Raw genomic sequence first — 19,550 nt, forward strand, 5'->3', positions numbered from 1 at the left:
TAAAACAAGTGTGCCGCTTGAGAGGAGGTAGGGGATGAATCGGGTCCTCCGAAATACCGGATTTTATCTAATTCTCTTTTTAGTTGTCATCGGTATTGTGCGTTTTATCAGCAATCAGAATGAAATTGAAGAGCAGATAACGTACAATCAATTCCGCGAAGAATTAAAGAATGCAGCAGCCCAAACGACGGGGGATAAGATTGAAAGAGTCATCGTCAAGCCGGAAGGCTATACCTACGTCATAAAGGGAAAGTTTGAATCGGGCAAAAGCTTCAAAACCCGTGCCCCTTTGGATGAGAGGGTTATTGTCCTGATTGAGGAAAGCGGGGTTAAAGAAGAGGTCTATGAGAAAATGGACGAAGGAAGCATATGGATCACGTTCCTGACGTCGATCATTCCTTTTGTCATTATTTTCATCCTGTTCTTCTTCTTGCTGAATCAAGCTCAGGGCGGCGGCGGCAAAGTGATGAATTTTGGCAAGAGCCGAGCCCGTTTATATAACGAAGAGAAGAAGCGGGTCACCTTCGAGGATGTGGCTGGAGCCGACGAGGAGAAACAGGAACTGGTCGAAGTGGTCGAATTTCTGAAGGATCCACGTAAATTCGCTGCTGTCGGAGCAAGAATTCCCAAGGGCGTTCTGCTTAACGGACCGCCAGGGACAGGTAAGACGCTATTGGCGAGAGCGGTAGCCGGTGAAGCGGGAGTGCCGTTCTTCAGCATAAGCGGTTCCGATTTCGTAGAGATGTTCGTCGGAGTAGGGGCTTCCCGCGTTCGCGACCTGTTCGAGAATGCTAAGAAGAACTCTCCTTGTATTATATTTATTGACGAGATTGACGCTGTTGGACGTCAGCGCGGCGCCGGTTTGGGCGGCGGGCATGACGAGCGGGAACAGACGCTTAACCAGCTGCTCGTCGAGATGGATGGCTTCGGTGCAAATGAAGGAATTATCATTATCGCCGCTACGAACCGTCCGGACATTCTGGATCCTGCGCTTCTGCGTCCGGGACGCTTCGACCGTCAGATTACGGTAGACCGTCCGGATGTTAAAGGCCGTGAAGCGGTGCTGAAGGTACATGCCCGCAACAAGCCTCTGGCCAAGGACGTTAAATTGGATGTATTGGCCAGATACACGACCGGATTTACGGGCGCGGATTTGGAGAATCTGTTGAACGAGGCTGCCTTGATCGCCGCCCGCCGCAACAGAAAAGATATCGGCATGGCTGAAGTAGAGGAAGCGTTCGACCGAGTTGTGGTCGGAACCCAGAAGAAAAGCCGTGTCATCAGCGAACGCGATAAGAAGACTCTGGCTTACCATGAAGCCGGGCATGCGATTATCGGGTACTATGCAAGAGATGCATGGATGGTTCATAAGGTCACTATCGTACCGCGGGGCCGCGCCGGAGGCTATGTCATGATGCAGCCCAAGGAAGCGGAAGATCCGCTGGTCATTACCAAATCTGAACTACTGGACCAGGTGGTCGGCCTGTTGGGCGGCCGTGTCTCCGAGGAGCTGTTCATCGGAGAGATCGGTACCGGGGCTTATGATGACTTCCAGAAGGCCACTTCCATCGTAAGACGCATGATTGTCGATTATGGAATGAGCGAGAAGCTTGGACCGATGCAGTTCGGTCACTCTCAGGGACAGGTATTCCTGGGTCGGGATTTGGGGCATGAGCAGAATTACAGTGATGCCATTGCTTACGAAATCGACCAGGAAATGCAGAGCATGATCCGTCAATGCTACGATCGTGCGAAGCAGATACTTAAGGATCATGAAGATAAAGTCCACCTGGTGGCTCAGACGCTATTGAAGAAAGAAACATTGGTTAAAGAACAGATTATTCATCTGATCGAGCATGGTACGGTAGGAGATGAAGCTCCGGGATCTGAGGGAGCAACGGAATCCGCTTATGATGCCTATAAGAAAGAAGAAGAAATGAAAATTAAAATTCAAGGTCAGGACCAGCCGAAGGATACAAATAAACCGGGTTCGGGCCAAGATAAAAATGAAAACGAAGAAGAATAAAGGGTAGGTCAACAAATCCGGGAATCGCCTGCAGAAGGCTCCCGGATTTTTGTTGTTTCCCGCCTTTTTCCGCATTGACACCTTAGTTAAGGTTGTGTAAATTAGGGTTAAACTTACACCATCCTTTAGGGGGAGAAGGGGTTGGGGGTGCCCGACCGCTTGCCGAATAAGGGGTCATGAAGGAAGGAAGGGTTGGGATGGAGGCTCTCGCGTTAGCGCGGAAGGAAGAGCAGAACCAACAGTTGAAGGAACGGATTCTTCAATTGAAGAAAGAGAAGAACGCCATCATACTTGCTCATTATTATCAGAGAGACGAAATACAAGAGGTTGCCGATTTTCGCGGGGATTCTTTCCTGCTGGCTCAGAAGGCGGCGACTACGGATGCCGAAGTCATAGTATTCTGCGGAGTTCATTTCATGGGCGAAAGTGCCAAGATATTGGCGCCGAACAAGACGGTCGTCATTCCCGATGAAAGAGCGGGATGTCCGATGGCCGACATGGTGAATGTGGACGGTTTGCGCGCTTTGAAGAAGCAGCATCCCAATGCCAAAGTAGTAGCTTATATCAACACCTCGGCCGAGGTGAAGGCGGAAACCGATATTTGCTGCACCTCATCCAATGCGATCAAGGTGATTGAATCGGTGGATTCCGAGGAAATTATCTGGGTTCCGGATAAAAATTTGGGCGACTATGTGTCTAAATTCACAGATAAGAAAATGATCATTTGGGAAGGTTACTGCAACACTCACGACATGCTTACCGTGAAGGATGTCGAAGAGATGAGGGCCAAATACCCCAATGCAGAATTTGTCGTTCATCCGGAATGCCGGCCGGAGGTCGTTAAGCTGGCCGATTTCGTTGGCAGTACGACAGCGATCATCCAGTATTGTAAGGAGTCGGATAAGCAAGAGTTCATCGTTGGAACAGAGGATGGAACGGGATACCAGCTTCGCAAGGACAGTCCTGATAAGACCTTCCATTTCGCTACGAAATACTTGGTTTGCCCCAACATGAAAGTAAACAACTTGAAGAAGGTGGCCAAATGCTTGGAGACGTTATCTCCGCAAATTTATGTGCCGCCTCATGTTGCGGATCAAGCGAGAGCTTCGTTAGAGCGCATGCTGCAGGTGAAGTAGCATGCGCTACTTCCTTTGTATGAGAAAAAGGTGAGAGAATGATTCCCCGCTATTTAGTTGATATAGATCTGTCTGCCGCCTCTGTCAAGCAAGCAGAGGTTATTGTGATCGGGGCCGGGATTGCCGGGCTGTTCACTGCCATTCGGGCGGCGGAAACCGATAAAGTACTGTTGATTACGAAGAAATCCCTGCTCGAAAGCAACACGCGTTACGCCCAAGGGGGAATCGCTGCGGTCATTTCGGAGAAGGATTCTCCGGAGTACCATAGACAGGATACTCTGATCGCCGGAGCCGGATTATGCGATCCGGAAGCGGTCAATGTTCTGGTGCATGAAGGTCCCGAGGGGGTCAGAGATTTGATCCGCATGGGGACCCAATTTGATTTGGAAAACGGGGAACTGGCCTTAACGAAGGAAGGGGCCCATAGTCAGAGAAGAATTCTTCATGCCAATGGGGATGCTACCGGATATGAGATTGTGCGCGCTCTATCTGACAAAGCCCTCCAGCATCCCAATATTGAGGTTTGGGATGATCATTTCGTCATTGACTTAATTACCCAGGATGGGGAATGCTATGGGGTATGGGTGCAGAAACCGGACGGCAGCAAAGTCTATGTTCAGGGAAAGGCTACCGTCCTGTGCACCGGCGGAACCGGACAGCTGTATCGCTACACAACGAATCCGGTCATTGCTACTGGAGACGGGATTGCTATAGCATACCGTGCAGGAGCCGTTATTCGGGATATGGAGTTCATCCAGTTTCATCCTACGGCGCTTGTTTATCCGGGGGCTCCCCGTTTTCTGATCTCGGAAGCGGTTCGGGGAGAAGGTGCAGTGCTTCGCAATATTAACGGCGAAAGATTTATGGAGCGGTATCATCATCAGTTGGAGCTGGCTCCAAGGGATATCGTCGCCCGTGCGATTGTCAGCGAGATTGAGAAGACGAATTCGACCTTCGTCTTTCTGGATTTTACCCACGAATCCGAGGAGAAAGTGAAGGCGCGGTTTCCAACGATTTATGAGTTTTGTCTTAATTATGGCCTGGACTTGTCTTCGGACTGGATCCCGGTAGCCCCGGCCGCACATTATATGATGGGCGGGGTTAAGACGGATTTGCACGGGGAGACATCGGTCAAGCGGTTATTTGCATGCGGGGAGGTTTCCTCAACGGGAGTTCACGGCGCCAATCGATTAGCCAGCAATTCCTTGTCGGAGGCTATCGTCTTCGGCCGCAGGATCGTAGAGAGAATCAAGGAGCTGGAGCCGGTCAACCGAATCCCCGATGTGCGGTTCGCTAACCCGGACAGGGAATTGCCGATCCGGCCATTCATTGAAAGGCGACTGAAGCTGCAGAAGATTATGCTCCGATACGCAGGTGTCACTCGGACATCTACGGGACTGCAGAAAGGTTATGAGGAATTATCGAAACAAATTCATATCTTCGACTACCGCCTGACCAAAAGAGAGGAATACGAATTCGCGAATTTATTAGTCTGCTCTCTGCTCGCGACGAAAGCGGCTCTGCTCCGCGAAGAAAGCAGGGGCGGCCATTTCCGCGAAGACTTTCCGGAGAAAGATGATTTAGTATGGAGGAAGCATATTTTGTTCAGCCATACGGATGGAATTTTGGAGGAGAAAATCGGCGATGTTTAAAAAGAATGAAACTTTTCGCGAGTCATTGCGTCTTTGGTTACATGAAGATGTTGGGACGGGAGACGTGACGACGTTGTCGACAATTGCTGAAGACAGCCGTTCCACAGGAATCATTCATGCCAAAGAAGACGGAATTATAGCCGGTCTTCCGGTTGCTGAAGCGGTTTTTCTTGAAGTGGACCCGGAACTGAGGTTCACTGCACAGGTTGAAGAGGGGGCTAGCGTTCGGAAAGGCACGATTCTGGCCGAGGTTGCAGGGAGCACCCGCAGCATCTTGACCGGAGAACGGCTGGCTCTTAATCTGCTGCAGCGAATGTCGGGCATTGCAACCCGTACCCGCCAATTTGTCGAAGCGTTGGAAGGGACCGCTGTGAGGCTGGTCGATACCCGCAAGACGACACCTGGCCATCGAATGCTGGAGAAATATGCCGTCAAGGTAGGAGGCGGCCATAATCACCGCTTCGGGTTGTATGATGCGGTCATGATCAAGGATAATCATATAATAGGGGCGGGCGGAATCACTCAGGCGGTCCGGGCGGCGAGAAGCCAAATTCCACATACGATGAAAATCGAGGTGGAAGTGGAAAATTTCGATCAGCTCGAAGAAGCGCTATCTGCCCAAGCAGACATTATTATGCTGGACAATATGCAGCCGGAGGAAATGGAGCTCGCCGTTACAAAGATTAAGACCCGCTACCCGTATATTTTAGTAGAGGCTTCCGGCTCCGTACAGTTGGAAACCGTGAAACGAATCGCAGAGACCGGAGTTGACGTCATTTCTGTCGGCCGTCTGACTTATTCGGTATCCGCACTGGACATCAGTCTCGACCTTAACCAGCGAAAGGGGGCGACTTCATGATTTTGGTCGTAGATGTCGGTAACACAAACATCGTCCTGGGGATTTATGAACAGGATCAGCTGCTGCACCATTGGAGGGTCAGCACCAACCGTTCCGGTACGGCTGACGAGTACGGAATGATGGTCTATAATTTTTTCCATTATGTAGGAATTAAGCTTGAAGACATTCAAGGTGTTATTATTTCCTCTGTAGTTCCTCCCCTTATGTTTGCATTAGAGCAGCTTAGCTTAAAATATATTAAGAAGACTCCGCTTATCGTTGGGCCGGGAATCAAGACCGGTCTGAACATACGTTACGAAAATCCGCGTGAGGTTGGCGCTGACCGGATTGTCAATGCCGTTGCGGGGATCGAGCTCTACGGGACCCCTCTGATTATTGTAGATTTCGGGACGGCCACTACTTACTGCTATATAGATGAGCAAGCCCAGTACATAGGGGGAGCTATCTCGCCGGGGATCGGGATTTCTACCGAGGCTCTGTATCAGAAGGCGGCCAAGCTTCCGAGAATTGAACTGGTCAAGCCGAAGAGTACGGTGGGCCGAAATCCGGTAACATCGATGCAGGCGGGGATTATCTTCGGATATGCGAGCCAGGTGGATGGAATTGTCAGCAGAATTCGCGAGGAATTCGGAACGAATCCGAAGGTGATTGCAACCGGGGGGCTGGCTGAATTGATTGCGTCGGAATCGAAAGTGATTGATGTGGTAGACCCCTTGCTCACGCTTCAGGGCTTGCGTCTTATTTATGAGCGGAATGTATAAACGAAAGAGGATCATCCATCAACGAAGGACCATTTATCGGTTACACACCCAATAACTTAAGGAATAAAGCAGGTGAACCTATGTTGGATTATTTAATTCGTGCGACCGCATTTGAAGGCAAAGTGCGGGCGCTCGCCGTTCGGACGAACGGAGTAGTTGAGGAGCTTCGCCGAAGACACGGTTTAACCCCGACGACGACCGCGGCATTGGGCCGTACGGTTTCAGCGGGGGCGATGATGGGCGCGATGCTGAAGGGTGAAGAGAAGCTAACGATCCAGGTGAAAGGCGGCGGCCCGATCGGTCAGATTGTTGTCGATGCTAATGCGGCCGGCGAAGTTAGAGGTTATGTAGACGAACCGCAAGTCGATCTGCCTCTCAATGAAATAGGCAAGCTGGATGTAGCCGGAGCTGTCGGGCGGGAGGGTTTCCTCTATGTAACGAAAGATATCGGTTTGAAGGAGCCTTACCGCGGCAGTGTTCCAATCGTATCGGGCGAGCTGGGCGAAGATTTTACTTATTATTTTGCCAAATCGGAGCAAACACCGTCTGCTGTGGCGTTGGGTGTGCTAGTAGATGTCGATCGTTCGGTTAAGGCCGCCGGAGGATTTATCATTCAATTGCTGCCGGGTTTAACCGATGAAGAAATAAGCCGAATCGAGCAAACTTTGAGCGAACTGCCTCCCATCACCACTCTGATGGATTCGGGGCAATCTCTGGAAGCTATTCTGACTTCAGCCGTAGGAGAAATCCATTTGCTGGACAAGATGGATATTCATTTCCGCTGTCACTGTTCCCGGGACCGGGTGGAGCAGACGCTCATCAGCTTGGGCAAAGAAGAGATCTCCCAAATTATACAGGAGGATGGCAAGGCAGAGGTGGTGTGCCACTTCTGCAATGAAGCTTATGAGTTCTCGGGGAAAGAACTGCAAGAAATAGCAGATAAAATCAATTAGTTATCGGATGGAGAGGAGATGAGATGAGAAATACTAAATGGTTAGTTGGTTTGAATGTCCTGCTGGCTGCTGCCGTCATTCTACTGTCCGCTTTGCTCCTGCTCCGCAATTCTTCCGTCTCTCCTTCCGACAACGGTGCCTTGCCGCCCAAGGATGATAAAATTGTGGGCAGGGTAGGCGACCAAGACATCCTATTAAGCGTGCTGGAAGATAAGTTGCTGCAGAAATACGGAGCGGAGCTGCTGAACCAAATGTTGGATCGTACAGCGATTCAATTGGAAGCGGATGAGATGGGATTGGCGGTTTCTGAAGAAGAAATAACGCATGAGCTATCCAGAATGAGTCAAGGGTACGAAAGTATGGATGCCTATTATCGCTCTATGAAGGAACAGCTTGGCCTAACTCGGGAAGAACTCAGGGATGATGTTTATTACAAGCTTCTCCTGGAGAAGCTGGCCACCTCCAACGTGAAAGTAACCGATAAGGAAATCGAGGATTACATTCAAGCTCATAAGGATGAATTCCGGGATACGGTTCATCTTCGGATTTCACAGGTCATATCCGCATCGTTAGAGCAGGCTAATAAAGTATATGAGCTGGCTTCGGGCGGTTCGGATTTTGCCCGATTGGCGGCAGAGAGATCTCTTGACACTATGTCCGCTTCGGATGGCGGCGATCTGGGTTGGATTGAAGATAATGATCCATTTGTAGATGAGAGCATACTGCAAGCGGCCCGAAGCATGGAGATAGGCGAAATTAGCCGGCCTATTCCATTGGATGGAGGATATGCCGTCATTAAGCTGACCAATCGGAAGGTTGATTCCATAGGCACGAAGGAACAAATTCATGAGATGGTAAAGAAGAGGCTGTCCTTACAGAAGGCCCCGCCTTTAAAAGAGGTAGTGGCCACCATCCGTAAGAAAAGAGAGGCTGTCATTCTGGATACATCACTTCAATCATAAAACAGAGAAAACATATTGACAATGCACCCAATAGATTGGTAAAATCAAATAAAACCAACTGAGTTAGTCGGAAATAAACCGGGGAGGGTGTTTTTTATGGCTAAATTGGTACAGAATGTTACGGAATTAATTGGTGATACACCGTTAGTGCGCTTGAATCGGATTGTGCCGGATGATGCGGCCGAAATTTATTTGAAGCTGGAATTCCAAAATCCAGGGGCCAGTGTCAAGGACCGGATAGCGATCAGCATGGTGGAAGCGGCAGAGAAAGAAGGTCTTCTTAAACCAGGGGATACGATTATTGAGCCTACCAGCGGGAATACAGGGATAGGACTCGCCATGGTCGCCGCTGCCAAAGGCTACAAAGCTATTCTTGTCATGCCGGAGACTATGAGTATGGAACGCCGTAATCTATTGCGTGCCTATGGGGCGCAGCTCGTTCTTACTCCCGGACCGGAAGGTATGAAGGGCGCTATTAAGAAGGCCGAGGAATTGCTGGAACAGAATGAAAATTACTTCATGCCGCAGCAATTCAAGAACTTCGCCAATGTCAAAGTACACCGTGAAACCACCGGTCCGGAAATTGTCGAAGCCATCCAGGGACATGACGGGAAGCTGGATGCTTTCGTCGCCGGGGTAGGTACGGGCGGAACGATCACCGGCGCCGGTGAAGTACTGAAGAAGCATTTCCCCGATATTAAGATCTATGCCGTTGAACCGGCTTCCTCTCCGGTTTTGTCTGGAGGCAAGCCGAGTCCGCATAAAATTCAAGGCTTGGGCGCCGGTTTTATACCCGACATATTAAATACCGAGATCTATGACGAAGTTATCAAGGTGGAGAACGAAGATGCCTTCGAGACTGCCCGGACTGTCGCGAAGCAAGAGGGAATTCTGGGAGGAATTTCATCTGGCGCCGCCATTTACGCTGCTATTCAGGTAGCCAAGAAGCTGGGCAAGGGCAAGCGGGTGGTGGCCGTTATTCCAAGCAACGGGGAACGCTATCTCAGCACTCCCTTGTACCAATTTGAAGATTGAGCCGATCCAGGATATCTATTGGAAGACGGTATTTAGAGTACTGTTAACGTCGATCGAATTAAGCTGCTCGGATAACAAACTAATATATTTTATGTACAGTACAACATTGAGCCCCGCTAGGGGCTCTTCTTTTCTAATTGCATGGCGGTCAAGCAGAATGGGGGATATCGGTCAATGCAAGAGAAGATGACAACATGGGAGCAATGGTTGGAGTGGTCTTCGGAAGATTACTCTATGCTTCCTTATGTCTGCAAGTATTCCCTTCCGTCCGGGTATGAACGTCCCCGGTCCTGGGAGCAGGCCTGGAGCGGTGAGAGCCCTTCAACGTTTGTGTTGGAAAGCGGGAAATCGGGAAAATATACCTTCCTTGGGCTTTCACCGCGCTCTGCGATTGAAGGAAAGGGAGAGGAAGCGACCATAACGGTCTATGCGGATGGGACAAGGGAGCGAAGGACGGGCAAGCCCCTGGCCTTAATTAAGGAGTGGATGAAACCGTATCGCGTACCTTCTGTGCCCGGGGCTCCGAAGTTTATCGGAGGATGTGTCGGATATCTCGGTTACGATGTCATGCGCTCGCTGGAGAAGCTGCCCGAAGCGGCTGATGACGATCTGCCGGTTCCCGAATATGTCATGACTCAATTCAACGAATTGTGGATCGTCGATCAAGAGAGCGGCGAGCTTTACTGTGCGGTTCATCTGGATCTGCCGGAACAGGCTAGAGATCAGACAAGCAATAGCCTGTTGAGAGAGCTTTATCAGGAAGCGGAGAGACGCGTGGAGAGGATGAAGCGGCAATGGGACGCCATTATAGAAACCCGGGGGAAACAGCAAGAGGCTGAGCAATCCCGGCGGTTGGAATGGCTTAGGCAGCAGTCTCAAGAGATCGATGTATCTTCTATTAGGGGGATAGAATCCTCTTTTCCCAGGAATGACTTTATTGAAGCCGTCAGACGAATTCAGAGTTATATTGCCGCCGGGGACGTTTTCCAGGTTAATTTGTCCGTCAGACAGAGCAAGGAGCTTCGAGCCCGCCCGGAGACAGTTTACGAATGGCTGCGGTTGATCAATCCTTCCCCTTATATGGGGATGCTGCGCTACCCCGAGTTCCAGCTTGTATCGGGTTCTCCCGAGCTTCTTGTGCAGCTGGAGGATCGGAAGGTCAGAACACGGCCTATTGCCGGGACCAGGCCCCGGGGAGCCGACTGTGAAGAGGACGGGCTTCTCGCCGCCGAGTTAATCCATAACGATAAGGAACGTGCCGAGCATGTCATGCTCGTTGATTTGCTTCGCAATGATCTGGGGAGAATCTCCAGCTATGGGACCGTGCGGGTGGATGATTTCATGGTCGTAGAGAAATATTCCCATGTTATGCATATTGTGTCCGAGGTCCAGGGAGAGCTTGCTTCGGGCAAGGATGCCTACGATGTAATTGCTGCCGTATTCCCGGGAGGTACGATAACGGGGGCGCCCAAAATCCGGACGATGGAAATTATCGAGGAGCTGGAACCGGTCAGACGGGGCCCCTATACCGGAGCGATCGGCTGGATTGACTACAACGGCAATATGGAATTTAATATTATTATACGTACGTTGCTTGTCACGCAAGGAGTCGGTTATGTTCAAGCCGGAGCGGGTATTGTGATCGATTCGGTTCCGGAGAAGGAGTATACCGAGTCGATTAATAAGGCGAAAGCGCTATGGAAAGCGATTGAGTGCAGCGAATCGGCGGCGGTCGCGACGGATTAACTATTCTATATGGAGTTGGACACGAGGAGGTCTATTTGTGATTTTAGTCATTGATAATTATGATTCCTTTACTTATAATTTAGTCCAATATTTAGGCGAGCTTCGAGAGCAAATAGAAGTACGGAGAAATGACGAAATCGATCTGGACGGAGTAGCCTCTCTTCGCCCCGATTATTTGTTGATCTCCCCGGGTCCGTGCACTCCCAATGAGGCTGGAATCAGTCTGGCATTAATCGAACGGTTTAAAGGAGAGATTCCGATCCTTGGAGTCTGTCTCGGGCACCAATCGATCGGACAGGCTTTCGGAGCCGAGGTCGTCCGGGCGGATAAATTGATGCATGGCAAAACATCTTCTATTTTGCATGACGGCAAAACTATCTTTACAGGAATACCCAGCTCTTTCACCGCTACTCGTTATCATTCTTTAATCGTTAAGAGGGATACCCTCCCGACGGAATTGGAAATCAGTGCGGAAACGGAAGAGGGAGAGATTATGGGGATACGCCATAAGGAGTACCCTATAGAAGGTGTTCAATTTCATCCGGAATCAATATTGACCGATCATGGCCTGCAACTGCTGCGCAATTTTATCGAAACCTATAGAGGTTGGAAAGAACGGACGGCTTCTTGATTTCGTTAGTGTGGATATCAGGACGAGACGGGCTTAATGGTCTTGTTTTACAGTTCGGGAAAGCTGATGGATAAAGGATGGAGCAAGGCATGATCCTATACATGAACGGTCAATGGATAGAACATCATCAAGCCGTGGTCTCCGCATACGATCACGGCTTTCTTTACGGGATCGGTTTGTTTGAGACGTTCAGAACCTATAACGGCCGTCCCTTCTTGCTGGACGAGCATTTGTCACGGTTGGAGAAGGATTGCGGAGAGCTGGGAATTCGATATCAGCCTGACCGGTCAGGCATTATGCAGATTATTCGCGAATTATTGGCCCGTAACGGTCTGGACGATGCCTACATCCGGTTATCCGTATCGGCAGGGATTGGGGAAATCGGGCTGCCCTCGGCAGATTACGATTCTCCCTCCGTTATTTTTTATGCCAAATCTCTTCCTCCGCGCCCCAATTGGGAAGCATCCGCCCGCCCTTTGCAGCGGTTAAAGCTGAGGCGGAACAGTCCGGAAGCCGGATGGAGAATGAAGTCTTTTCATTATATGAATAATATTTTGGCGAAAAGGGAATTGCTTCAGTATCCATGGCTGGCCGGAGTCCATGCGGAAGGATTGTTTCTCAATTCGTCAGGTCATCTGGCGGAAGGAATGGTCAGTAATTTGTTCTTTGTATCTGCCGGAGAGTGTTTTACCCCTTCCCTGGACACAGGCATTTTGCCCGGCATTACCCGTCAATTCGTTATCCGCTTATGCGAGAGCAGGTCCATTCCGGTCCATTCCGGGCATTACAGTTGGGAAATGCTATTGGAAGCAGACGAAGTGTTCATAACGAATTCGATTCAGGAAATCGTCCCGATTTCCGTTTTATTTGACGAGGATGGCCAATGCCGCCGGATTGGCGCCGGAGGACCAGGCCCGATCGCAGCGAAATTACATGAGGATTATCAGAGTTATTGTTGGAGTAAATAAACCGGTACATTAAACTCTACCGGGCCAATTCGCATGAATGTAAGCGTGGTGTTGACTGTTCAGCCGGACGCACAGTAATTGTAGAAATCAGCGAGCAGTTGACGAATATTCAACTAAAGGAGGGATCAAGATGGGAGAGCAGGAGACAGGATGGTTGGGCGGCCCTGACCGGAAAGACGGCGGAGCCGGATACAAGCAGCTTGTCTGCCGAAATCATTCCTTGATATTGGGCAAGAGAACTTTGGTCATGGGGATTCTGAATGTTACGCCCGATTCCTTCTCTGATGGAGGGCGTTATAATACCGTAGAAGCGGCCGTAGAACGTGCCGGGCAAATGGCCGAGGATGGGGCGGATATTATCGATATCGGCGGAGAATCGACCCGGCCCGGATCTAAAGTGCTGTCACTGGATGAAGAGCTGGAGAGGGTCATACCGGCTATAGAAGCGGTCAGCCGGGCGATGAATCTGCCGATTTCCGTCGATACGTATAAGGCGGAAGTGGCAAGGCAAGCTCTGGAGGCCGGAGCACATATTATTAATGACGTATGGGGCGGCCAGGCCGACTTCGGGATGGCTTCCGTAGCGGCCCAGTATGACTGTCCGATCATTCTGATGCACAATAGAAGCAATACCGATTACAAGCATTTTATGGACGATGTGTTAAACGATCTGAGGATAATGATCCGGTCGGCGAAAGAAGCGGGAGTACAGGATCATCAAATTGTGTTGGATCCGGGAATAGGGTTCGCCAAAAATTATGAACAAAACCTGATTGCGATGAAATTTTTGTCTGAATTTGGCGAGCTTGGTTATCCTGTGTTATTGGGTACCTCCCGCAAAACGTTCATCCGGAATACTTTGAACTTACCGGCGGATCAAGTTCTGGAAGGTACAGCTGCTACCGTAATATGGGGGATCGCCCAAGGAGTCGACATTGTCCGGGTTCATGATGTCAAGGAAATAAAGCGCGCGGTGACGATGGCCGATGCTATCATTCGTTCTCCGTGGAATCGGGAGGGTGTGTAGATGGATAAGATCGTTCTGTCGCGAATGGAATTTTACGGTTACCATGGCGTCTACCCGGAGGAAAATCAGCTGGGTCAAAGATTTTATGTGGATGTGGAGCTGTTTTTGCCGCTTCGGCAGGCAGGAACTACGGACCAATTGGAATATACCGTTAACTATGCGGAAGTGTATGCTACCGTCAAGGAACAGGTAGAGGGTCGGAAATTCCAATTAATAGAAGCTTTGGCCGAAAGCATTGCATCTGAAGTGCTGCAAACTTATACTAGTATCAATGAAATTACGGTCAGGGTCATTAAGCCTCATCCTCCGTTCAATATTGTCTTTGATGGAGTCACCGTGGAAATAAACAGAAAGCGGGACTGAATAATGAATGCAGTTGCAGTTAACAATACGGCCTATATTGGACTGGGTTCTAATCTGGGCGACCGTGAGCAATACTTACAGAAAGCATTACAGAGATTAGACGAGCATCGTCTTATTCAAGTCGTCCGGTGTTCAAGTATTTACGAAACTGAGCCGGTAGGATATGAGGAGCAGGGATCCTTCTTAAACATGGCTGCGATGCTGAGGACTGGGCTTGAGCCCCGGCTTTTACTGGAGGAACTGCTTAGGGTAGAGTCTTCTTTGGGAAGAGTTAGACAAATCCGTTATGGCCCGCGAACCATTGATCTGGATCTTCTGATGTTCGAGGATGCAGTGATGGATACCGGGTCATTAACCTTGCCACACCCGCGTATGCATGAGCGGGCTTTTGTTCTTGTCCCTCTAATGGAGATCGTTGAAGAGGAATTCCCTGGCTTCTCCCTTATAACCGAATGGGCGGTATCGGCACAAGGAAAGGAAGGGGTTAAGCTGTGGAAACAAACGAATTGGCAGCCCGGATCCGGGCATTTCGCAAATTAAAGGGGCTTACCCAGATCGAGCTTGCGGAGTCCATGGGAATCTCCGTATCGATCATAGGCTCTATTGAACGAGGCACCCGGAAAGCGGATGTCAAGACGATCCATCAGATTGCTGAAGTGTTGGGTATAGAACAGGAGGAGCTTGAGAGCTCCAAGGCCCACAGGAAGGGGTTGTTATAATGTTGAAAATAGGCAATGTCGTCGCTAAAAACAAAGTTGTTCTGGCGCCTATGGCCGGAGTGTGCAATCCTGCATTCCGGTTGATTGCCAAAGAGTTCGGCTGCGGGCTCGTGTGCGCGGAGATGGTCAGCGACAAAGCGATCGTGCATGGGAATGAACGGACGATGCAAATGCTGTATGTGGATGAACGGGAGAAGCCGCTCAGCTTGCAAATCTTCGGCGGAGACACCGAAACGCTGGTTCAGGCGGCCAAAGTTGTAGATCAATATACGAATGCCGATATTATCGATATCAATATGGGCTGCCCGGTTCCCAAGATTACGAAATGTGATGCCGGGGCAAGATGGTTATTGGATCCGTCACGCATCGAGCAGATGATTTCCACCGTCGTCAAGGCAGTGTCCAAGCCGGTTACCGTGAAGATGAGAATCGGCTGGGATGAAGATCACATTTATGCCGTGCAGAATGCCAAAGCGGTAGAGAACGGCGGTGGCCAGGCCGTATCCGTACATGGACGGACTCGGGTGCAGATGTATAGCGGGCACGCCAATTGGGATATCATTAAGGAAGTTAAAGAATCCGTGTCCATTCCGGTTATCGGAAACGGAGATGTATTCACTCCCGAGGATGCCCAAAGGATGCTGGATCACACCGGCTGCGACGGAGTGATGATCGGCAGAGGCGCACTCGGAAACCCATTTATGCTGTATAGAACCGTTAAATACCTTACAGATGGAGAGCTTCTGCCAGACCCGACCCCGCGGGAGAAAATCCGCATTGCCATTATTCACCTGGATAGGCTTATTGCCTTGAAAGGAGAGGAAGTGGCGGTTAAAGAGATGCGTAAGCATATGGCCTGGTATCTGAAAGGTATTCCGGGCGCGGCCCGTGTCAAAGACAAGATCATGGAATTGCTGGACCGCAATACATTGGTCGAAATCCTGGAGCAGTTCGTCTCTCAGTTTGAGGAAGAAGGGCCTTCCCTGGCCACTCCCGAAGGCGCATTGGCGCTGTAATTCGGGATTATGGGGGCAATTCCCTTTGATTGACATTTCTGTAGGGTTGCAATATAATCAGTCAATAACCAAATTAACAAAACCTAAATATCAGTCATTTTGATCGATATGAGCAATATATTATTTATTGGATCAGGTCATTACAGATACGTGTCGAACCGATTCAAGGCGCCATTCGGCAAGCTTGCTACATGTGTTTTTTACGTAACCATCAGTGGAGGTAAGACCGTTTCGTATGACAATTTTCACAATGACAGGAGATATAAGAAGAATGAGTGAAAAAGAAGTAATTCTTACCCAGGAAGGTCTAAAGAAACTGGAAGAAGAACTGGAAAATCTTAAATCGGTCAAGCGCCGCGAGGTGGCGGAACGGATTAAAATTGCAATCGGCTACGGAGATATCAGCGAGAATTCCGAGTATGAGGATGCCAAGAATGAGCAAGCCTTCATTGAGGGTCGGATCATCACCCTTGAGAAAATGCTTCGAAATGCCCGTATCATCAACAATGATGAAGTAGACACGGATACGGTGAGCATCGGTTCCATCGTCACGCTGAAGGACATTGAGTTCAACGACACGTTCGAGTATACGATCGTCGGTACGGCTGAATCCGATCCATCGCAAAACAAAATATCCAACGAAAGTCCGGTAGGTAAAGCGATTCTCGGCAAGAAGAAGGGTGCTGTTGTTGATGTCAACGTTCCTGCAGGCATCATTCAATATGAGATCATCGATATAAAAAAATAAGCGCTTGCATCAGCCGCTAACATTTTGTGGATGAAAAAAGCTTCCTGGGGAAGCTTTTTTCATTGGATTCCAAGGAGAAGTTTCTATACTTGTAAAGCAGTTAAAGATTTTTATGTGGTAAAATAGGACTAATGATTGAAGGAGATGATTGGATGAGCCAGGAGCTGGAGCTTAATGAATTGTTAACCATTCGCCGCAACAAGCTGAACGAGCTGCGCGATTTAGGTGTCGATCCGTTCGGGCACAAATATGAGCGGACTCATATGGCAAATGACATTTTGAAAGTTTATGGGGAATACTCCAAAGAACAGCTTGCGGAAATGAACGTTGAAGTCAGCATCGCCGGACGGATTATGCAAAAGAGAGGGATGGGCAAAGCGTCTTTCGCGCACCTTCAAGATATAACGGGTAAAATTCAGATTTATGTACGTAAAGATTCGGTAGAGGAAACGGAATATTCGGCATTCGACATCCTGGACATCGGGGATATTGTCGGCGTGGTGGGAACCGTATTTAAAACACAAACGGGTGAAACCTCCGTTAAAGCCAAATCTGTAAAGGTACTGACCAAATCCTTATACCCTCTTCCCGATAAATTTCACGGGTTGAAGGACGTTGAGCTTCGTTACCGTCAGCGTTATGTCGATCTCATCATGAGTGAAGAGGTCAAGGAAACGTTTATTTTGCGTTCGAAAATTATTCAGTCGATGCGCCGTTATTTAGATGCTAAAGGCTATCTCGAAGTAGAGACTCCGACGCTTCACGCTATTCCGGGAGGGGCCGCCGCCCGTCCGTTCATTACGCATCATAATGCGCTGGATATGGAGCTCTATATGAGAATAGCTATAGAGCTGCACTTGAAACGGCTAATTGTAGGCGGTTTGGAGAAGGTTTATGAAATTGGCAGGGTATATCGGAATGAAGGAATTTCCACCCGCCATAATCCCGAATTTACTATGATTGAGCTTTATGAAGCTTACGCAGACTATAAAGACATTATGAAATTGACAGAAGAGCTGATTGCGCATATTGCCCAGGAAGTGCTCGGAACGACCACCATTCAATACCAGGGGCATGAGGTGGATCTCGGTTCTCCATGGAAACGAATTTCTATGGTCGATGCGGTCAAAGAGGTGGTTGGCGTAGATTTCAGCAAGCAGATGTCGGATGAGGAAGCTTTGGCTTTGGCTAAGGAGCATAACGTTCCGGTCGAGCCCGGCATGACTTTCGGCCATGTAGTTAACCAATTCTTCGAGACTCTAGTAGAGGAAACTTTGATTCAACCCACCTTCGTTACAGGCCATCCTGTGGAGATCTCTCCTTTGGCCAAGAAAAACGAGGAGGACCCGAGATTTACGGATCGTTTTGAATTGTTCATAGTGGCTAGGGAACATGCCAATGCCTTTACTGAGCTGAACGATCCGATCGATCAGCGCGAGCGGTTTGAAGCCCAGCTTAAAGAGCGTGAGATGGGCAACGATGAAGCGCATATGATGGATGAAGATTTCATTCATGCTTTGGAATACGGGATGCCTCCAACTGGGGGATTGGGTATCGGTGTAGATCGCTTGGTAATGCTTCTGACCAATGCTCCTTCCATTCGGGATGTCCTTCTATTTCCCCATATGCGGGACAAGCACTAACCATGATCAACGCCCCACGCCGGGGCGTTTTTTCTTTTGCAGTTTAGAATTTTTAACTTGACTTTCGCAGCTTGAAATTGCTCAATAACCCTTGACGTTATTAGGAAAATTGTCTGTTCATTTCCCGGCTTTTATGCTGAACCTTTGCCGACTTGGATGCTATCTCGAAAATCTTGAAAATCCGTCTATTTTCATTTCCTGCTGGTGCCGTGGTAAACGGAATGGCGCGTCTAGCTGGATTTTATACAGCTAGTTTGCTCCTCTGGAGCAAAAGATGGAAACTACCTTGAAAATCCGTCTATTTTACCGTCTGCAGGCATCGTTGCAAGCGGAGCGGCACATCTAACTGTATTTTGTACAGGTAGATTCAAGCGAATGGGCGAAAATGATCAAACTAACTGGATAAACTACAGTTAAAATGGGCAGCTTTGGGCGAAACGGCTGTTTTGGCGCAAACTAGCTGTAGGTTTTCCAGTTAGTTTCCATATTTCTTCCGAATATAGAAATCTAACTGTATGAAATCCATTTAGTTTTCAAATTTCACACTATTGAAGCAATTCAACTCTATTCTACCTTGAAAATCCATCCATTTTCATCATCTGATGGTGCCGCGGTCAGCGGCATGGGGGTCTAAATGGAAAAACTGCAGTAATTTTTGCAAAAAGGGCGATTTCAGCAAAAAATCTCGATTCTAACTGCTGTTTTTCCATTTAATTTTATCGCTTTGTACCATTCGCTTGAATTTACCTGCATAAATTACAGCTAGACCGACGACCTATGGAAGCGGTGGTTTTCTATTTGTGCAATATCTATGTCCAACCTTATATTTTCTTCAGTTACATCAAACCCTTGGACCGATTTTCACTCTACGAAAGTTGAGTTTTTTTAGCCCGGGGCTGCGCGAAAAATATATAATGCTTTGTTTATTATTAATTTGGTAAAAAATGAAGTTGATTTTGGTCCCAAGAATATGTTACATTATTTTTCGCTGTCTTAAATTATCTGAGCATCATTGAATGCCGATAATGGTTTGAGCAATCATCTCGACAGCCGATCGATCTCTAACCAATTTTGGTGAAGAGCTTTATAAGCGCCGACTTGTTTCTTATATAAATTACGAAGAGAGCCGGTTTGGAAATATTTATGCTCTTGCCAAAAGCGGAAAAGCGTGATATTATAAGAAGGTCGCGCTTGAGAGATGCGATAATTGCCGAGAGGCTGTTAGAATCAGCATTGCCCTTTGAAAACTGAACAACGAGTGAATGAATGAAGCCAGTGCGTATACGGTTTTCGGACCGTATCCAC

18 protein-coding genes are annotated in these 19,550 nt (G+C 48.8%); all 18 read left to right on the forward strand.

What is annotated here, in order from left to right:
• Positions 1 to 34 precede the first annotated feature (34 nt).
• The 18 genes from ftsH (at position 35) to lysS (ending at position 18,245) form a co-directional block, all read left to right on the forward strand.
• Complete coding sequence (gene ftsH / locus ACTHRH_RS22260) at positions 35 to 2,026, forward strand: ATP-dependent zinc metalloprotease FtsH (RefSeq protein WP_144936790.1); 1,992 nt, start codon at positions 35 to 37, stop codon at positions 2,024 to 2,026.
• Positions 2,027 to 2,223: 197 nt separating this feature from the next.
• A complete protein-coding gene (nadA, locus tag ACTHRH_RS22265; protein WP_144936793.1) occupies positions 2,224 to 3,162 on the forward strand; it encodes a quinolinate synthase NadA in 939 nt (312 codons plus the stop codon).
• 38 nt (positions 3,163 to 3,200) lie between these two features.
• On the forward strand, positions 3,201 to 4,814 hold the full coding sequence (gene nadB / locus ACTHRH_RS22270) for an L-aspartate oxidase (RefSeq protein WP_144936795.1): 1,614 nt from the start codon (positions 3,201 to 3,203) through the stop codon (positions 4,812 to 4,814).
• On the forward strand, positions 4,807 to 5,673 hold the full coding sequence (nadC, locus tag ACTHRH_RS22275; RefSeq protein ID WP_144936799.1) for a carboxylating nicotinate-nucleotide diphosphorylase: 867 nt from the start codon (positions 4,807 to 4,809) through the stop codon (positions 5,671 to 5,673). The genes nadB and nadC overlap by 8 nt, the downstream gene beginning before the upstream one ends.
• The gene (locus tag ACTHRH_RS22280) at positions 5,670 to 6,434 is read left to right on the forward strand and encodes a type III pantothenate kinase (RefSeq protein WP_144936802.1); all 765 of its coding nucleotides are present in this window, start codon (positions 5,670 to 5,672) and stop codon (positions 6,432 to 6,434) included. The genes nadC and ACTHRH_RS22280 overlap by 4 nt, the downstream gene beginning before the upstream one ends.
• Before the next feature lie 80 nt (positions 6,435 to 6,514).
• Positions 6,515 to 7,387 carry an Hsp33 family molecular chaperone HslO gene (gene hslO / locus ACTHRH_RS22285; RefSeq protein WP_144936805.1) on the forward strand — a complete coding sequence of 291 codons (873 nt, stop codon included), beginning with the start codon at positions 6,515 to 6,517 and terminating at the stop codon, positions 7,385 to 7,387.
• Positions 7,388 to 7,410: 23 nt separating this feature from the next.
• On the forward strand, positions 7,411 to 8,349 hold the full coding sequence (locus tag ACTHRH_RS22290; RefSeq protein WP_144936809.1) for a peptidylprolyl isomerase: 939 nt from the start codon (positions 7,411 to 7,413) through the stop codon (positions 8,347 to 8,349).
• Positions 8,350 to 8,445: 96 nt separating this feature from the next.
• Positions 8,446 to 9,384, forward strand: coding sequence for a cysteine synthase A (gene cysK, locus ACTHRH_RS22295; protein ID WP_144936812.1), 939 nt, complete (start codon positions 8,446 to 8,448; stop codon positions 9,382 to 9,384).
• A 174-nt stretch (positions 9,385 to 9,558) separates the two neighbouring features.
• Positions 9,559 to 11,130, forward strand: coding sequence for an anthranilate synthase component I family protein (locus ACTHRH_RS22300; RefSeq protein ID WP_440417689.1), 1,572 nt, complete (start codon positions 9,559 to 9,561; stop codon positions 11,128 to 11,130).
• Between the two features lie 37 nt (positions 11,131 to 11,167).
• The gene (gene pabA / locus ACTHRH_RS22305; RefSeq protein ID WP_440417691.1) at positions 11,168 to 11,761 is read left to right on the forward strand and encodes an aminodeoxychorismate/anthranilate synthase component II; all 594 of its coding nucleotides are present in this window, start codon (positions 11,168 to 11,170) and stop codon (positions 11,759 to 11,761) included.
• Between the two features lie 89 nt (positions 11,762 to 11,850).
• Complete coding sequence (pabC, locus tag ACTHRH_RS22310; protein WP_440417693.1) at positions 11,851 to 12,729, forward strand: aminodeoxychorismate lyase; 879 nt, start codon at positions 11,851 to 11,853, stop codon at positions 12,727 to 12,729.
• Positions 12,730 to 12,976: 247 nt separating this feature from the next.
• The gene (gene folP / locus ACTHRH_RS22315; protein WP_379288092.1) at positions 12,977 to 13,756 is read left to right on the forward strand and encodes a dihydropteroate synthase; all 780 of its coding nucleotides are present in this window, start codon (positions 12,977 to 12,979) and stop codon (positions 13,754 to 13,756) included.
• Positions 13,757 to 14,119, forward strand: a complete 363-nt coding sequence (gene folB, locus ACTHRH_RS22320; RefSeq protein ID WP_379288083.1) for a dihydroneopterin aldolase — start codon at positions 13,757 to 13,759, stop codon at positions 14,117 to 14,119.
• 3 nt (positions 14,120 to 14,122) lie between these two features.
• Positions 14,123 to 14,659 carry a 2-amino-4-hydroxy-6-hydroxymethyldihydropteridine diphosphokinase gene (gene folK, locus ACTHRH_RS22325; protein WP_379288085.1) on the forward strand — a complete coding sequence of 179 codons (537 nt, stop codon included), beginning with the start codon at positions 14,123 to 14,125 and terminating at the stop codon, positions 14,657 to 14,659.
• Entirely contained in the window at positions 14,611 to 14,838 is a 228-nt protein-coding gene (locus ACTHRH_RS22330) for a helix-turn-helix domain-containing protein (protein ID WP_440417695.1), read from the forward strand. Before folK ends, ACTHRH_RS22330 begins: the two co-directional genes overlap by 49 nt.
• Positions 14,838 to 15,854 (forward strand): tRNA dihydrouridine synthase DusB, encoded by a 1,017-nt coding sequence (gene dusB, locus ACTHRH_RS22335; RefSeq protein WP_144936835.1) that lies wholly within the window; start codon positions 14,838 to 14,840, stop codon positions 15,852 to 15,854. Before ACTHRH_RS22330 ends, dusB begins: the two co-directional genes overlap by 1 nt.
• Before the next feature lie 271 nt (positions 15,855 to 16,125).
• Positions 16,126 to 16,602 (forward strand): transcription elongation factor GreA, encoded by a 477-nt coding sequence (gene greA / locus ACTHRH_RS22340; protein ID WP_144936838.1) that lies wholly within the window; start codon positions 16,126 to 16,128, stop codon positions 16,600 to 16,602.
• A 152-nt stretch (positions 16,603 to 16,754) separates the two neighbouring features.
• Positions 16,755 to 18,245: a lysine--tRNA ligase gene (gene lysS, locus ACTHRH_RS22345; protein WP_144936841.1), complete on the forward strand. Its 1,491-nt coding sequence runs from the start codon at positions 16,755 to 16,757 to the stop codon at positions 18,243 to 18,245.
• Positions 18,246 to 19,550: the final 1,305 nt, after the last annotated feature.

The organism is Paenibacillus sp. SAFN-117, from assembly GCF_051966115.1.
GTDB classification, from domain to species: Bacteria; Bacillota; Bacilli; order Paenibacillales; family NBRC-103111; genus Paenibacillus_L; species Paenibacillus_L residui.

Coding starts and splice junctions, on each gene's coding strand:
- cysK (WP_144936812.1), top strand. CDS start 8,446: ATGGCTAAATTGGTACAGAATGTTACGGAATTAATTGGTGATACACCG.
- ACTHRH_RS22280 (WP_144936802.1), top strand. CDS start 5,670: ATGATTTTGGTCGTAGATGTCGGTAACACAAACATCGTCCTGGGGATT.
- nadC (WP_144936799.1), top strand. CDS start 4,807: ATGTTTAAAAAGAATGAAACTTTTCGCGAGTCATTGCGTCTTTGGTTA.
- hslO (WP_144936805.1), top strand. CDS start 6,515: ATGTTGGATTATTTAATTCGTGCGACCGCATTTGAAGGCAAAGTGCGG.
- greA (WP_144936838.1), top strand. CDS start 16,126: ATGAGTGAAAAAGAAGTAATTCTTACCCAGGAAGGTCTAAAGAAACTG.
- folP (WP_379288092.1), top strand. CDS start 12,977: ATGGGGATTCTGAATGTTACGCCCGATTCCTTCTCTGATGGAGGGCGT.
- ACTHRH_RS22300 (WP_440417689.1), top strand. CDS start 9,559: ATGCAAGAGAAGATGACAACATGGGAGCAATGGTTGGAGTGGTCTTCG.
- ACTHRH_RS22290 (WP_144936809.1), top strand. CDS start 7,411: ATGAGAAATACTAAATGGTTAGTTGGTTTGAATGTCCTGCTGGCTGCT.
- lysS (WP_144936841.1), top strand. CDS start 16,755: ATGAGCCAGGAGCTGGAGCTTAATGAATTGTTAACCATTCGCCGCAAC.
- nadA (WP_144936793.1), top strand. CDS start 2,224: ATGGAGGCTCTCGCGTTAGCGCGGAAGGAAGAGCAGAACCAACAGTTG.
- ftsH (WP_144936790.1), top strand. CDS start 35: ATGAATCGGGTCCTCCGAAATACCGGATTTTATCTAATTCTCTTTTTA.
- folB (WP_379288083.1), top strand. CDS start 13,757: ATGGATAAGATCGTTCTGTCGCGAATGGAATTTTACGGTTACCATGGC.
- dusB (WP_144936835.1), top strand. CDS start 14,838: ATGTTGAAAATAGGCAATGTCGTCGCTAAAAACAAAGTTGTTCTGGCG.
- pabC (WP_440417693.1), top strand. CDS start 11,851: ATGATCCTATACATGAACGGTCAATGGATAGAACATCATCAAGCCGTG.
- folK (WP_379288085.1), top strand. CDS start 14,123: ATGAATGCAGTTGCAGTTAACAATACGGCCTATATTGGACTGGGTTCT.
- nadB (WP_144936795.1), top strand. CDS start 3,201: ATGATTCCCCGCTATTTAGTTGATATAGATCTGTCTGCCGCCTCTGTC.